Raw genomic sequence first — 14,611 nt, forward strand, 5'->3', positions numbered from 1 at the left:
CGTCAGGCGGCGGTAGAAGTCGAGTCCTCGCTGCACCGCGGGCCCCCGCCCGGTGGGCTGCACCCGGGCGGTTCCGGGGCCGCCCCCAACGGCGTTCTTCCGCTCCCGGCGCGGGCCCGTGCGGGCGTCGCCCGGGGCGGTTTCCGGGCGGCGGGGGGTCAGCTGCGCACCTGGACGGCGCGTGCCAGGCGGTCGTGGAGGCCGCGGCCGTCGCGGTCCCAGATGAGCGCGGGGATCGCCAGGCAGAGCAGCACGCTGCGGACCACCACGCGTCCGATGCCGAGGCGGCCGCCGCCCTCGGCTACGACCCGCAGGCGGAAGAGGCGCTTGCCGGGGGTGGAGCCGACGGTGCCCACGGTCAGGACGCTGAGCACGAAGAACACGGCGAGCGCCCAGTTCTCCACGGCGTGCGCGCCGTCCCGGGTGATCAGCCCGTACGCGACGATCACGCACAGCGCCCAGTCGACGAAGAGGGCGCCGAGGCGCCGGCCGAAGCGTGCGACCGAGCCGGGGCCCTCCTCGGGCAGGCCGAGCCGCTCGCCGCGGTACCCGAAGTCGACGCCCATCTCCTCGGCCGCCGCGCGGGGGCCCGCGAGCCAAGACCCGATTGCTTCCCTGTTGTCCACGGGACCACGGTACGCGCCCGGGCGGGGGCGGGAAGCGGCCACCCCTCGGCCGCGCGGCACCTCCCACGGCGTGCCGGTTAACGCGGACGAAACAAACGGGTCATGCTGGAGAAATGGCGGAAACATAGGGTCGCGGACACCATGTGCCTTTGGGCGCGGGCCGAGGGACCCCGGCCCGCCGGCCCGCACACAGCCGAGTTTCAAGCCCCCGCCCCTCCCCGGAGCGGGAGGAGGAGGAGCTGGATGTTCCAGAACGCCGACGAGGCCAAGAAATTCATCTCGGACGAGGACGTCAAGTTCGTCGACGTGCGCTTCTGCGACCTGCCCGGTGTGATGCAGCACTTCACCGTACCGGCGAAGTCGTTCGACCCGTCGGAGGAGCTGGCCTTCGACGGATCGTCCATCCGCGGCTTCCAGGCGATCCACGAGTCGGACATGGCGCTGCGCGCGGACCTGCTGACCGCGCGCGTCGACCCGTTCCGCCGTGACAAGACGCTGAACATCAACTTCTTCATCCACGACCCGATCACCGGCGAGGCGTACAGCCGCGACCCGCGCAACATCGCGAAGAAGGCGGAGACGTACCTCGCCTCGACCGGCGTCGCGGACACCGCGTTCTTCGGCCCCGAGGCCGAGTTCTACGTCTTCGACAGCGTGCGCTTCAACACCACGTCGAACGAGGGCTTCTACCACATCGACTCCGAGGCGGGCGCCTGGAACACCGGCTCCACCGAGGACAACCGCGGCTACAAGGTCCGCTACAAGGGCGGCTACTTCCCCGCCCCGCCGGTGGACCACTTCGCGGACCTGCGCGCCGAGATCTCCCTCGAACTGGAGCGCGCCGGCCTTGAGGTCGAGCGCCAGCACCACGAGGTCGGCACGGCGGGCCAGGCCGAGATCAACTACAAGTTCAACACGCTGCTGCACGCGGCCGACGACCTGATGCTGTTCAAGTACATCGTCAAGAACGTCGCCTGGCGCAACAACAAGACCGCGACGTTCATGCCGAAGCCGATCTTCGGCGACAACGGCTCGGGCATGCACGTCCACCAGTCGCTGTGGCAGGGCGGCTCCCCGCTGTTCTACGACGAGCAGGGCTACGCGGGCCTGTCGGACACCGCCCGCTACTACATCGGCGGCATCCTCAGGCACGCCCCGTCGCTGCTGGCCTTCACCAACCCGACGGTGAACTCCTACCACCGCCTGGTCCCCGGCTTCGAGGCCCCGGTCAACCTGGTCTACTCGCAGCGCAACCGCTCCGCTGCCATGCGCATCCCGATCACGGGCTCCAACCCGAAGGCCAAGCGCGTCGAGTTCCGGGCGCCCGACCCGTCGTCCAACCCGTACCTGGCGTTCTCCGCGCTCCTCCTCGCGGGCCTCGACGGCATCAAGAACAAGATCGAGGCGGCGGAGCCGATCGACAAGGACCTCTACGAGCTCGCCCCCGAGGAGCACGCGGGCGTCCCCCAGGTGCCGACCTCCCTCCCCGCGGTCCTCGACGCCCTCGAACAGGACAACGAGTACCTCCAGGCCGGCGGCGTCTTCACCGCGGACCTCATCGAGACCTGGATCGACTACAAGCGCACCAAGGAAATCGCGCCCATCCAGCTCCGCCCCCACCCGCACGAGTTCGAGCTGTACTTCGACATCTAAAAGCCGCCGCGCCCCGGAGCGTCCCCCTCGCTCCCCCGCGCCGTCCACGCACCGTCGGCCGCGCCCTCCCCACCCGGAGGGCGCGGCCGGCGGCCGTTTCCCCGGCGACGGCGCGCGGCCGGTTCAGGGGATCTCGGCCACGTGCTCCGCGCGGACCGGGAGCCGCGGGTCACGAACGCGTTCGTTACGATCGGCCGGTGACTGCCAGAAGAGAGCCCGTCAGCCGCCGCGAGCGCCCCGCCAAGCCCGCACTGACCCGGCGGGGCATCGTCGACGCGGCCGTGCGGATCATGCGAGCCGAGGGGCTCGACAAGGTCACGATGCGCCGCCTCGCGCAGGAGCTGGACACCGGTCCCGCCTCGCTGTACGTGTACGTCGCCCACACCGCCGAGCTGCACGCGGCCGTGCTCGACGCGCTGCTCGGCGAGGTCGACCCGGCCGGACGTCGGCCGCGCCCGCGGCCAGGGCGGCCGCGGCCTGGTCGCAGGCCGCGAGCCGGTCGTAGGCGGCGGGCCCGACGATGTCGAACCGCGGTTCGCCCGCCGCGTCGAGCGTCACCTCCGCGCGGCCCGTGGGGAGTGCGGCCGTGTGCACCAGGGCGGTGCCGACGCCCAGTTCGCGCATGCGCTCGCGCGCGGCGCGGCCTGGTTCGTCGTCGCCGACCGCGGTCAGGTAACCGGCGGTAAAGCCCATGCGGGCCAGTTGCGCGGTGACGTTGAAGGGCGCGCCGCCGAGCCTGCGGCCCGCGGGCAGCAGGTCCCAGAGCACCTCGCCGACCCCGAGGACGGCGGGTGCGCGCTCCGGGCGCGGTGGCGAGCCGGTCACGAGGTCTCCACGCAGATCATGCGGTGCCCGTCGACGCGGTCGACGGCGATGCGGGTGCGGCCGTCGGCGGTGTGGTGCGGCAGGGGCGTCCCGTCGGGTACGGAGGTGACGGCGCGCACGGCTCCCGGGGTGCGCAGCGACACGGTGAGGCCGTGCAGCGGGATGACGTCCTCGACGGTGTCGAAGGCGCTGCCGCGGCGCTCGGGGACGTAGTGCAGCAGATGGACGACCTGCCGGCCCTCCTCGGGCTGCGCGTTCACCGTGGCCCGCAGGGTGGACGGGCCGTCGTGGCGCAGCAGCGGTTCGGGGAGCAGGAGGTCGACCGCGTCGAGGAAGAGGTGCTTCATCCACAGCGGGGCGTTGCGCTCGTACTGGGTGAACAGGGGGTGCGCGAAGTAGACGGCGTTGCCCCTGCGGGTGGCTGCGGGGCCGCGCAGCCGGCCGGACGAGGGGGCTTGGAGGTGCGAGGTGTAGTGGCGCCAGTGGCGGTCGAAATAGGGGGCGACGGTGTCGGCGAGCACGTCGGTGCCGTCGTCGGCCGAGATGTCGACTCCCCTGGCGTACGTGGTGTGTTCGGTGCGCGGCACCCGGCCGGCGAGCGCCTCGCCCGGGCGCACGTAGTCGGTGTGGTCGTTGCGCGGGAAGGCCCGGCCGCGCACCGGGCGGCCCTCGGCGTCCGTCTCCCCCGGCCCGCGTGCGGTGACCCCGAGGCTGGGCAGGGCGAAGGCGGAGCCGTCCGGTGTCATCCCGGACTCGAAGGTGGCGACGAGCGCGCCGCCCGCGGCCGTGAACCGCTCGATCTTCTCCGCGACGCGCGGCCCGGTGCGGATGTGGTCGGGGAGCACGAGCATCCGGTAGCGGCCGAAGTCCGCGTGGGAGTCGACGAGATCGAACTGGTGGCCCCCCTCCTCCAGCATGCGTGTCACGCCCTGGACGGCCGGCGGGAGCTGCATCACACCGCCGCCGAGCACCTCCTCCGGGTGCAGCACGGCGATCTCCGTGACCGGGACCGCGCCGCGGCACCAGGGCTCCTTGCGCTCGACCTCCGCGTACACGTCGCCGATCAGCCGGTAGGCGTCCGGGTCGAGGACGCCGCTCGGGTGCAGTTGGTCGCCGATCGAGCAGCCCGCCGCCATGGCGAGCATCCGGTAGCACTCGTACTCCAGGGCGGCCTTGTTCTTGAGGGAGTGAAAGTCGCCCCATGTGCTGTGGAACTTGCCTGTGGTGCCCACGACGGCGGGGCCGAGGGTGCGGGCGTAGCGCGCGGTGACCGGGAAGTACTGGTAGCCCCAGCCGCCGCTCGGCAGCGTCTCCAGCTCGAAGTGCGTGTAGGCGCCGGCGATCCCGCGGTGCCGCATGCCGATGTGCCCGCCGTTGTACGTGACGGGGCAGCCGGGGGCGAGGGAGCGCGCGTACGCCGTCATCTCCGCCTCGAAGGCGTTGACGGTGGAGACGCCGAACTCCTCGCGGTCCGCGGGGCGTTCGGGGTCGAGTCCGGTCTCCTCCATGAGGCGGCGGCAGTGTGCGCAGACGCACACGTCGGGGCGGATGAAGTCGAGGTAGAGGCCGTCGCCGCCGACCGTGGTGAGGATCTCCCTGACGTGGTCTCTCATGAACTGCCTGAAGGGCGAGTTGAGGCAGAGCTTGCGGTAGAAGCCTGCCTCGAAGGGGGATGTGCCTTCAAGGCTCCCGTCCGCGTGCTGGATGCGCCACTCTGGGTGTGCCGTGCAGGTGAGGTCGTCCCACTGCACGGTGGTGTAGACGGGGACGCGGATGCCGGCGTCCCGGCAGGCGCGTATCTGCTCCTCCAGCAGGTCCGCGCGGAGCTGGGGGTGGACGCGGTCGGCGAGGTCGGCCGAGCGGTAGTAGACCCAGCCGTGGTGGCAGCGGGCGAAGCAGATCACCGAGTCCACGTGGGCCCGCGCGAGAGTGCCGGCGAACGCCTCCGCGTCGAACCGGCCCGCCACGTCCGGCAGGTGCTCGCTGGTGTGGAAGTCGAGGTGGATCTGGCGCATCGGCGCAGCGTGGCGGGTCACAGCGCACCACCCACCACGAGGGAGGAGAAGCGTGCGGTGCCCTGGGCCGCGTAGAGCCCGAACTCGCCGTCGGTGAGGTCGTATCCGCGGGTGGTGAGGGCGACGTCGTCGACGTAGACGGACAGGATGGAGCCGTCCAGTGCGACCCGCACGCGGACGGTGCCGTCCGTGCGCGGCAGCGGGCGCTCGATCTCGTGGTCGGGCGCGGAGACGTACGAGCGGTCCTTGTCGTGGTCGAAGGGCCCGTCGAACGTGTGGGGCCTGCGGTCGAGCACCACCCGGCCGTGCCGGGGCTCGAAGCGCAGCAGGTAGGCGGCGGAGAAGTCGTCGCGTGCGCGCAGCGCGATGCCGAACTCCTCGCATTCGGCGTCGAGAGGGACGTCGGCCTCCAGCAGCGCGGTGTGGCCGCAGGCGCCGAGCGAGCACCAGCCGAAGCCGTGGCCCTCGTAGGCGGCTTCGTCGCCGGTGACGGTCCAGGAGCCCGCGCGCGGCTCGACGTGCGCCGCCGACCGGGAGAAGCGGGCGAGGCTCGCCTCGGGGGGTGCGACGCCGAGGGTGCCGTCGGGCCGCGGGACCAGTTCGTGGGCGACGAGGTCGCCGCCCCACTGGCGGTGTCCCGCGTCGGTGTCGCCCGCGCGGGTGGCAAGCCAGCCGATGAGGTGGCGGCGCTCCCCGGTTTCGTCGGCGACGGTGTTCATCGCGTACACGTCGTTGGTGTCCAGCGCGTCCCAGTCCGCGCGCCGCCACGTCTCCTGTCCCGGCTCGCGGTAGCGGTAGCGGGTGGCGAAGCGGTCGCTGTACGTGGAGTAGACGAGGTACTCGCGCCCCGCGAGGGTGAAGATCTCGGGGCACTCGGGGGCGTAGGTGGTGCCGGGCGTGTACAGCGGCGGCAGCGCACGCCAGGTGAGCAGGTCGTCGGACTCGGCGAGGCCGATGGCGCCGCGGCGCTCCGCGGGGCCCTCGGTGCTCCGCGCGCACAGCAGCATCCGCCAGCGGTCGCCGTGCCGGTAGAGGAACGGGTCGCGCCAGGCGTCGCGTTCGTACCAGCGCGGGTCGGCCTCGAAGACGAAGTCCTCGTCCTTCTTCCAGTCCATCAGGTCCTGGCTGGTGGCGCGGAGCACGACCTGCTCGGGCTCGCCCCGGTCCGTCCTGCGCGGGTTGATGCCGACGTAGTAGGCGTAGTACGTGCCGTCGACCGGCCCGGTGACCGAGCCCGCGCCGGCCAGCAGGTCGACGTCGTCGGGGCCGCCGTGGTCGAGGGCGCGTGGCTGCTCCTCGACGTGCACGAAGTCGCGAGTGGTCAGGTGCGCCCAGGTCAGAGGCTTGCAGAGACCGGGGGCCCCGGTGTCGTCGCGGTCGAGGTGGCAGTAGAAGACGTGGTAGACGCCGTCGACGAGGATCGGCATGACGTCGCCGAACCAGCCGTCGGCCGGGCGGTGGAAGGGGGCGGGTGCTTCGGTCACGGTGTGCGGTGCTCTCTTCGGCGGTGGGGTGCCCCGGTGGGGGGCCGGAAGGGCCGGGCCTGACGGGCCGGACTGCTCAGACCTCAGACGTTGGCCTTGAGGCTGCTGACGAACATGCGCTGGAAGGCGAGGAAGACGGCGACGGTGGGCACCGAGACCAGCAGTGCCCCGGCGAGCACCACCGGCGGGCCGACGGTGGAGTAGCTGCCCTGGAGCCCGGCAAGCGCGGCCATCACGGGCCGTACGCCACCGCTGAAGCTCAGGGTGATGCCGAAGAGCAACTCGTTCCACACCCACACGAACTGGAAGATGAAGGCGGCGACGAGCGAGGGCACGACGAGCGGCAGGTGGATGGAGAAGAACATCCGCGTCCAGGACGCCCCGTCCATCCGGGCGGCCTCGGCGACCTCGGTCGGCAGCGAGCGCATCGTGTTGCGCAGGATGAAGAAGGAGAACGGCACGCAGGTGGCCGCGTAGATGACGAAGAGGCCGAGGCGGGTGTCGTAGAGGCCGGTCGACGCGAAGCCGTTGAACAGCGGCCGCAGGAACGCCTGCGCGGGAAAGAGCGAGCCGACGTAGATCGCCCAGAACCACAGCACCTTGCCGCGGCCGGGCAGCACGGTCGCGGCGAAGGCCGCCATGGCGGCGACGAACACGGCGAGCGCGCCGCTGACCGTCGCGTACAGGGCGCTGTTGAGCATTGCGGGCCCCAGGTCGGCGGCCTGCCATGCCTGGCGGACGTTGTCGAAGAAGCCGAAACTGGTGGGGAGCCAGTGGACGGTGCCCGAGTAGTCCTTGCTCGACACGATGCCGTTGACCACCAGCAGGTAGGTCGGCACCAGCCACAGCAGGGACAGGACGACGACGGTGACGGGACGGATGTACCTGGTCATCATGGGTCCTATGCGGAGCGGAGCTGGCGTCGCAGATAGGCGACCGAGGTGGCCACCACGACGAGGGTGAGGACGACGGCGAGGGCCGCGCCGGAGCCGGGCCGCTGGAGGACGAAGCTCTCCCAGTACATGCTCACGGCGAGGGTCTCGGTGCTCCGGCCGGGACCGCCGCCGGTGAGGACCCAGATCAGGTCGAACGCCTTGAGTCCGCCGGCGAGGCTGATGCCGACCACCACGACGGTGGTGCCCCGCAGTTGGGGCAGGACGATGTGCCGGAAGCGCACCCAGCCGCCCGCGCCGTCGAGCGCCGCGGCCTCGACGGTCTCGGGCGGGATGCCCTGGAGCCCGACGAGGTAGAGGATGACGGCGACGCCTGTGGCCTGCCAGGCGTTGGCGACGATCAGCACGATGGTGTTGCCCGGCCAGGTCAGCAGCCATCCGTGGGCGAACGCCCCGAGACCGAGGGCGTGCAGTGCGCTGTTGAGCGCGCCGTTGTCCTGGAGCAGGAAGTTCCATACGACGGCGACGGCGGAGCCGGACAGGGCGTACGGCAGGACGACCGCGGTGCGTGCCCACCGGCCCCAGGAGAGCCGGTCGGTCATCACGGCGACGAGGAGGCCGAGTCCCACGGGCAGGACGACGGTGCCGACGAGCCAGAACAGCGTGTTGAGGAGCGAGCGCAGGACGACGGGGTCCGAGAGCATCTGGACGTAGCTGCCGACGCCCGCCCAGCCGGGGTGGACGAACCGGTCGTCGTGGAAGCTGCGCCAGAGGGTGAGGACGAAGGGAACGGTGCTGAGGACCGTGACGAGGGCGACGGCCGGGAGCAGGAACCCGGCGCGGGTCACCAGGGCGCGGTCGCGGTGGCGCGGCGGCCGGTGTGCGGCCCTGGGCGCCTGGCGCACGGGGGTGCCGGTGCTCACGACGTCTCCTTCTTCCAGTACTCCCACTCGGTGCGGGCGCGGCTCTGCATGCTCTCCAGGACGCCGTCCGGGTCGGAGGGGTCGGCCATGAAGCCGCCGAGGTCCTGGACGTTGCCCTCGACGAGGGCGGGCGGGGACGCCTCCCAGTAGCGGTTGAGCACCCGGAGCCTGCCGCCCGCGACCTCGCGCTGGATGCGCCGGCTCGCCGGCTCCTGCCACGGCAGCGTCGGGTTGGCCGAGCTGCCCCACAGGAAGGACGACCAGGGCCGCTGGACGTCGGGGTCGAGCCAGTGGTCGAGCAGGTCCAGGCTCTGCCGCCGCCCGGACGCGCGGGCCGCCGCGGTGATGCCCGCGGCCTCGGAGATGACGGTCCGCTCGGTCCCTGCGGAGACGGTGGGCAGCAGGAAGGCCCCGAAGTCGGTGGTGGGCCTCATGCCCGCGGCATCGAGGGACTGGGTGGTCCAGGAGACCGCCGCCGCGTACATCGCGATGCCGCCCTCCTTGAGCAGGGCGGGGAAGTCGTCGAAGCTGCGGTCGGGGCTGGTGTGGTAGCCCGCGCGGATCATGGACTGCCACATCCGCATCATCCGGCGGGGCGCCGCGTCGGTGTACGAGGCCCGGCCCGCGGTGACCCTGCGGTACCAGTCGGGATCGGTCTTGCTCGCCAGCTCGCCGAACCAGATGGCGGCGGGCCAGGCGTTGACCTGGGTGGTGCCGAGCGGCGTGGTGCCGTGCCGTTTGAGTGTTTCGAGGACGTGGGTGAAGGCGTCCCAGGTGGTGGGCTCCGACAGGCCGAGGCGGGCGAACAGCTTCTTGTTGTAGAGCATCACGTAGTAGCCGTTCTGCAGCGGCAGGCCGTAGATCCGGCCCCGGTAGGTGAAGCGGGAGCGCAGCGCGGGGTCGAGCCAGCCGCGCTTCTCCGCCTTGGCCCACTGGGCGTCGAGCGGGGCGAGGGTGCCGGTCCTCGCCAGGTCCTGCATGCGGTAGCCGCTGCCCCACTTGATCAGGTCGGGCGGGTTGCGGGTCTGGAGCTGGGACTTGATGACCTGCTCGTAGGAGGAGGTGGTGGGGATGGACTGCGGCGCGAGGCCGGTGCCGGTGACCGCGCGGAGCCGTTCTCCCGCCTTCCGCAGCCCGGTGCCCCAGGTGGGGGCGTCGATGAAGAAGTCGGCATCGCCCCCGCGGCTCGCGGAGTCCGGGTCCGAGCAGGCACCGAGCGCGGCGCCCGCGGCTGCCGCTCCCAGCCCTCCGATGAACGCACGACGTCGCACGGTTGGCGGTCCTCTCTGAGTGGGGCGCGGCCGTCCTCCGCGCCCGCGGCCGCCCGCTCCCGGCACGACCCGTGGGGTCGGCCTCGGCCTGGTGCCGCGCTCTCACGACGCACACGGCCCCGGGACCGCTACGTCAACGTTGACGTAACCCTCCCCCGGCGACGGAGAGCTGTCAATCCCCTCTCCGCCATCCACCGGAAACGTGAAGGGCGGGCCTATGTACCGGATAACGTCTCTTTGTCGCCGGGGCGGCCACGGACCGAGCGGACGCCCGAGGGGAGTCACCGGGGCATAGCGGATCGATTTCTTGTCCATCGTTGTCAGAGCCGTCTTGCTAGGCTGACGGGCGTCCGGCGGGCGACGCCGGCGGGCGCGCCGGAGCCACCGCCCCCGGCGGCAGCAGGACGAGGAGGAACAGACCCGTGGCGCAATCGCCGCCCCCCGCGCGGCCCGGTCAGGAGGGTGCGGCCGCCCCGCGCAGGCGGCCGACGCTCCGCGACGTCGCCGAGGCCGCGGGCGTCGCGGCCAAGACGGTCTCCCGGGTGGTCAACGGCGAGACGGGCGTGGGCGCTGCCACCACCGAGCGGGTGCGCCGGGTCATCGCCGAGCTCGGCTACCGGCCCAACAGCAGTGCGCGCACCCTGCGCCAGGGGCGCGCCGCGACCATCGGCCTGGTCTGCGACGACGTCTCCGAGCCCTTCCAGTCCGCCCTCACCCGCGCCGTCGAGGAGGTCGCGATCCGGCACGAGTGCATGCTGCTCGTCGCCTCCTCGCTGCACGACAGGGAGCGCGAGCGCACCAGTGTGCAGGCGCTGCTCGCCCGCCAGGTGGACGGCCTGATCGTCACGCCGGTCGCCGGGAGCCAGGCGTACCTGGGCGCCGACATCGCCGCGGGCACACCGGTGGTCTTCGCCGACCGGCCCGCCGTCGGCGCGGAGGCCGACACCGTGCTCGTGGACAACGTGGAGGGAGCGCGGCGCGGCGTGCGCCACCTCCTGGAGCAGGGACACCGCAGGATCGGCTTCGTCGGAGACGCGCCGCACCTCTTCACCCAGGACGAGCGCGTGGAGGGCTACCGCGCGGCGCTGCGCGGCGCGGGCGTGCCAGAGGACGGCCGGCTGATCTCCCGTCAGGTCCCCGAGAGCGGGGCAGTACGCGCCACGGTGCAGTCGATGCTCTCGGGGCCGGAGCCGGTGACGGCGCTGTTCACCGGCAACGCCCTGTGCACCTACGCCGTCCTGCGCGCGCTGCGGGACGTGGGCCCACCGCCCGCCCTGGTGGCCTTCGACGACTTCCCGCTCGCCGAGCTCCTGCACCCTGCCGTCACCGTGGTCGCCCAGGACCCGGTGGGCATGGGCCGTACGGCTGCCGAGATCCTCTTCCGCCGCATAGCGGGCGATACGAGCGCGGACCAGGTCGTACGCCTGCGCACCCGCCTGATCCCGCGCGGCTCGGGCGAGCGGGCCCCGGCGGAGGGCTGACCCGCCGCCCCGGTCCCGAGGCGGGGGAATTCCTCCGGTCGGCGCAGGCGGAGAGGGCGGTGGGCGGGTAGGGAGGCAGGGCAGGCCCGCGGAGCGCGTCGGGCGGCTTGTCTTCCCGGGAGCGTCGGTGTGTCGTCGGCGCGGGCCGCCCGGGGCCCGCTCCCCCATCCGAGGATGTGTTCGATGAATCCAGTGCTCTCCAGAAATCCGCTGCTCTCCAGACGCGCGGCCGTGCTCGGCGGTGTGGTCGGGGCGGCCGAGGCGGTGTCGGGCCGTGCCGTCGCGCGTGCCGCGGTGGGCGGTGAGTCCGGCGGGGGTGTGCGCGTCATGCCGCTCGGCGACTCCCTCACGGACGGCTTCACGCCCTACCCGGGCGGCTACCGGGTCGAGTTGTGGCGGCTGCTCACGGCCGGCGGGCGCGCCGTCGACTTCGTCGGGTCGCGGTCCAACGGCCCCGCCGAGCTGGGCGACCACGACCACGAGGGCCATCCGGGGTGGCGCATCGACCAGGTGGACGCGCACGTCGGCGCGTGGCTGCGGCAGAGCGAGCCGCGTACGGTCCTGCTGCTGATCGGCACCAACGACATGAACCAGAACCTGGACGTCGCGGCGGCGCCGGACCGGCTGTCCGGGCTGATCGACCGCATCACGGGGGTGGCCCCGCGGTGTGACCTCTTCGTGGCGACCGTCCCGCCCGAGGCGGACCGTGCGCGGCAGGCCCGGGTCGTGGCGTACAACGCCGAGGTGCCGCGGGTGGTGGCGGCCAAGGGGCCGCGCGTCCATCTGGTGCGGATGTACGAGGCGTTGACGACGGCCGACCTCGCCGACGGCACCCATCCCACGCGGGAGGGCTACGGGAAGATGGCGGCCGTCTGGTACGCGGCCCTGCGGTCCGTCCCGGGCTGCCTCACGGCGTATGCGGGTCGCGCCGGCGGGTAGCCGAGCCCTGTCGGGGTCCCGGGCAGGGACCGGGCCGGTGTCGGTCAACAGGCAAGTGCGGGACGGGAGAGGGCATGGTTCACAACGGCAGGGGCCGACAAGCGGCGGCGCTGGCGATCAGTGGTGTGGCGGCGGTGGGTGTGCTGGCGGGGTGCGGCCCCGGCGGGGACACGGGCGGCGGCGCCGCGTCCTCGGGCACGCCCTCCGGGCCCGCGTCCGGGTCCGCGTCCGCCTCGGCAGGCGGGAGCGGCGGCGACGCGGGCAGCCAGGGCTCGGCTGCCGTGCGGGACGCGTACCAGAAGACCGCGGACGCCAAGAGCGCCAGGCTCACGATGAGTACGACGGTCGGCGGTGTGGGCGGGAACGGCTCGCTGACCCTGCGCGGCTCCGGCGTGATCGACCTGGCGCGCGGTGCGAGCGATGTCGTCCTGCACGTCGGCAGCCAGCAGATCGAGGAGCGCACCCTCGACGGCACGTTGTACGAGAAGCTGCCGTCGTCGACGGCGAAGCGGCTGCTGCCCGGCGGCAAGAGCTGGCTGAAGATCGACATCGACAAGGTGTCGAGCACCTTCGGCGGCGGGCCCGCGGGCTCGGCGCAGCTGACGGACCCGGCGGCCCCGTTCTCCTACGTGAAGAACCTGAGCGGCAAGGACGTCACCAAGGTCGGCACGGAGAGCGTGGGCGGCACGCAGACCACCCACTACCGGGTCGCGATCGACGTGGGCAAGCTGGCGCCCGGCGACTCGTCGCAGGCACGGCAGCTGCGGCGGCAGCTCGGGAACACCCTCCCCGTCGACCTGTGGCTCGACGGCCAGGGCCGGATCCGGCAGGAGGAGGTCAAGGCCAGTGTGAAGACGCCCGCCTCCACCTCCCCTTCGGCGTCGGCGTCATCCGGCGCGACCGGCGCGACCGGCGCGACCGGCGCGACCGGCAGCCTGGCACTCGACTCGAAGCTCCAGTTCACCGGCTTCGGCACCAAGGCCGACGTCGCGGCGCCGCCCGCGGACCAGACCGCCGACGTCACGGGCAAGATCCAGCAGGGCGCCACGTCCTCCCCCGGCGGCAGCTGACGCCGCAAGGACCGCACCCGCGCGGCGGCCGCCCGCGCGACCTTGTCGGGCGGCGGCCGCGCAGCCGTGCGGCGGCGCGGCCCGGTTTGCCGGGCGGAGGATGCCCGGGGGTCAGGGCGTGGTCGGGAGGGTGAGTTCCGGGCGGTCCCAGGGGACGGCCGGGGGATGGGCGAGATCGGTGCCGGTGCGGGTGGCGCCCATGGCGGTGTAGAAGCCCTCGGCCGGGGGGTGGGAGACGACGCGGACCCGCTCGGCCCCGGCGGCCCGGGCCGTGCGCTGCATGTGGCGGGCGAGGAGGCGGCCGATGCCGCGGCCCTGCGCGCAGTCCGCGACGAACATCAGGTCGAGCTCCGGCTCCGGGGGCGTGAGCAGCAGCGCGTAGAAGCCGAGTATCCGGCCGCCGCCGGGGAGTTGGGCCGGCTCGGTGGCCACGTGGACCTGGTGTGCCTCGATGTAGTCGGGGCCGACGCGGTAGCCCTCGACCGCTGAGGCGTACCGCCCCTCGTACGCGCGCGACGAGCCGACCAGGGCGGTCAGCCGCTTCGCGTCCCGCGCGACGGCCCGGCGGATCGTCACGCGCGCCCCGTCCTCACCAGGTCGTGCCATGCGGAGAGTATGCCTCAGCCTGGCCGCGCGGAGTTTTCCACAGGCGCTGTCGGGCGTTGTCCACAGGCCGGGCGGGCCGTCGGCGGGTGCTGGCACGATGACGGCATGGAAGAGTCCTTCGCGGTGTCCGTGCCGCATGCCGCCCCGGCGCGGGGGCAGCGCGCCGAGTCCGCGGCCGGGGGCGCGTGGCCGCTCGTCGCGGAGACGATACGCACGCCCGGGCTCGCGCTGCTGCCGCTGCGCCTTGCGCATGCCGCGCAGATGGCGCGGGTGCTGGGCGACCCCGCGCTGCACGAGTTCATCGGTGGCGCCCCCGCTTCGGCCGCGGAGCTGCGGGTGCGGTATGCGCGGATGCTGGCGGGCCCCGACGACCCGGCGGTGTCCTGGTGCAACTGGGTCGTGGAGATACGGGAGCCGGCCGGCGCGCGTGCCCTCGCGGGCACCGTGCAGGCCACGGTGACGGTGCCGGTGCCGGGTCGGACGCGGGCGGCGGGGCCCGCGCCCGGTGCGGTGGCCGAGCTTGCGTGGGTCGTGGGCGGCCCGTTCCAGGGGCGCGGCATCGCGAAAGAGGCAGCCCGGGGGCTGGCGCGGTGGCTGGCCGACAGGGGCGTCGGCACGCTCGTCGCCCACATCCGCGCGGACCACGCGGCGTCGGCCGCGGTCGCACGCGCGGTCGGGCTGGTCAGGACGGACGTGGTGCACGAGGGAGAGGAGCTGTGGGAGGGGCGGGCGCCCGGCACCTGACGCCTGCCCGGCGGGCGGGCCGGAGCGGTCGTGGGGCCGCGCGCCCCGTGGGCCGCCGCGCGCCGGGCGGGGCGCGGCGGC

At 73.2% G+C, this 14,611-nt stretch carries 12 protein-coding genes and 2 pseudogenes; 6 read left to right on the plus strand and 8 right to left on the minus strand.

Annotation, left to right across the window (positions count from 1 at the left end; translation table 11 throughout):
* Nucleotides 1–158 precede the first annotated feature (158 nt).
* Nucleotides 159–626, minus strand: a complete 468-nt coding sequence (locus tag AB0910_RS29900; protein ID WP_366747792.1) for an RDD family protein — start codon at nt 624–626, stop codon at nt 159–161.
* A gap of 243 nt (nt 627–869) precedes the next feature.
* Here AB0910_RS29900 and glnA point away from each other — a divergent pair, with 243 nt between their 5' ends.
* Nucleotides 870–2,279 (plus strand): type I glutamate--ammonia ligase, encoded by a 1,410-nt coding sequence (gene glnA / locus AB0910_RS29905; RefSeq protein WP_366747793.1) that lies wholly within the window; start codon nt 870–872, stop codon nt 2,277–2,279.
* 197 nt (nt 2,280–2,476) lie between these two features.
* Nucleotides 2,477–2,713 (plus strand): annotated as a pseudogene (locus AB0910_RS29910) (TetR family transcriptional regulator); the annotation flags it as partial.
* Nucleotides 2,714–2,762: 49 nt separating this feature from the next.
* On the opposite strand, the pseudogene AB0910_RS29915 reads toward AB0910_RS29910, so the two are convergent.
* The 6 genes and pseudogenes from AB0910_RS29915 to AB0910_RS29940 all read right to left on the minus strand — a co-directional run.
* Nucleotides 2,763–3,104 (minus strand): annotated as a pseudogene (locus tag AB0910_RS29915) (PfkB family carbohydrate kinase); the annotation flags it as partial.
* The gene (locus AB0910_RS29920; RefSeq protein ID WP_366747794.1) at nt 3,101–5,119 is read right to left on the minus strand and encodes an alpha-amylase family protein; all 2,019 of its coding nucleotides are present in this window, start codon (nt 5,117–5,119) and stop codon (nt 3,101–3,103) included. The pseudogene AB0910_RS29915 and the gene AB0910_RS29920, both read right to left, overlap by 4 nt.
* Before the next feature lie 17 nt (nt 5,120–5,136).
* A complete protein-coding gene (locus tag AB0910_RS29925; protein WP_366747795.1) occupies nt 5,137–6,603 on the minus strand; it encodes a glycoside hydrolase family 32 protein in 1,467 nt (488 codons plus the stop codon).
* A gap of 83 nt (nt 6,604–6,686) precedes the next feature.
* Nucleotides 6,687–7,496 (minus strand): carbohydrate ABC transporter permease, encoded by an 810-nt coding sequence (locus tag AB0910_RS29930; protein ID WP_366747796.1) that lies wholly within the window; start codon nt 7,494–7,496, stop codon nt 6,687–6,689.
* An 8-nt stretch (nt 7,497–7,504) separates the two neighbouring features.
* Nucleotides 7,505–8,419 carry a sugar ABC transporter permease gene (locus tag AB0910_RS29935; RefSeq protein WP_366747797.1) on the minus strand — a complete coding sequence of 305 codons (915 nt, stop codon included), beginning with the start codon at nt 8,417–8,419 and terminating at the stop codon, nt 7,505–7,507.
* Nucleotides 8,416–9,690: an extracellular solute-binding protein gene (locus tag AB0910_RS29940; protein WP_366747798.1), complete on the minus strand. Its 1,275-nt coding sequence runs from the start codon at nt 9,688–9,690 to the stop codon at nt 8,416–8,418. The genes AB0910_RS29935 and AB0910_RS29940 overlap by 4 nt, the downstream gene beginning before the upstream one ends.
* A gap of 422 nt (nt 9,691–10,112) precedes the next feature.
* On the opposite strand from AB0910_RS29940, the gene AB0910_RS29945 reads away from it, so the two are divergent.
* From AB0910_RS29945 to AB0910_RS29955, 3 genes are all read left to right on the plus strand, one after another.
* Nucleotides 10,113–11,171: a LacI family DNA-binding transcriptional regulator gene (locus AB0910_RS29945; RefSeq protein ID WP_366747799.1), complete on the plus strand. Its 1,059-nt coding sequence runs from the start codon at nt 10,113–10,115 to the stop codon at nt 11,169–11,171.
* A 192-nt stretch (nt 11,172–11,363) separates the two neighbouring features.
* Nucleotides 11,364–12,110 (plus strand): SGNH/GDSL hydrolase family protein, encoded by a 747-nt coding sequence (locus AB0910_RS29950; RefSeq protein ID WP_366747800.1) that lies wholly within the window; start codon nt 11,364–11,366, stop codon nt 12,108–12,110.
* Nucleotides 12,111–12,184: 74 nt separating this feature from the next.
* On the plus strand, nt 12,185–13,180 hold the full coding sequence (locus AB0910_RS29955) for a hypothetical protein (protein WP_366747801.1): 996 nt from the start codon (nt 12,185–12,187) through the stop codon (nt 13,178–13,180).
* Nucleotides 13,181–13,291: 111 nt separating this feature from the next.
* On the opposite strand, the gene AB0910_RS29960 is transcribed toward AB0910_RS29955, so the two are convergent.
* Nucleotides 13,292–13,786 (minus strand): GNAT family N-acetyltransferase, encoded by a 495-nt coding sequence (locus tag AB0910_RS29960; protein ID WP_366747802.1) that lies wholly within the window; start codon nt 13,784–13,786, stop codon nt 13,292–13,294.
* A gap of 105 nt (nt 13,787–13,891) precedes the next feature.
* On the opposite strand from AB0910_RS29960, the gene AB0910_RS29965 reads away from it, so the two are divergent.
* Complete coding sequence (locus tag AB0910_RS29965) at nt 13,892–14,530, plus strand: GNAT family N-acetyltransferase (RefSeq protein ID WP_366747803.1); 639 nt, start codon at nt 13,892–13,894, stop codon at nt 14,528–14,530.
* The last annotated feature ends 81 nt before the right edge of the window (nt 14,531–14,611 follow it).

Source organism: Streptomyces sp. NPDC047002 (assembly GCF_040704505.1).
Lineage (GTDB): Bacteria > Actinomycetota > Actinomycetes > Streptomycetales > Streptomycetaceae > Streptomyces.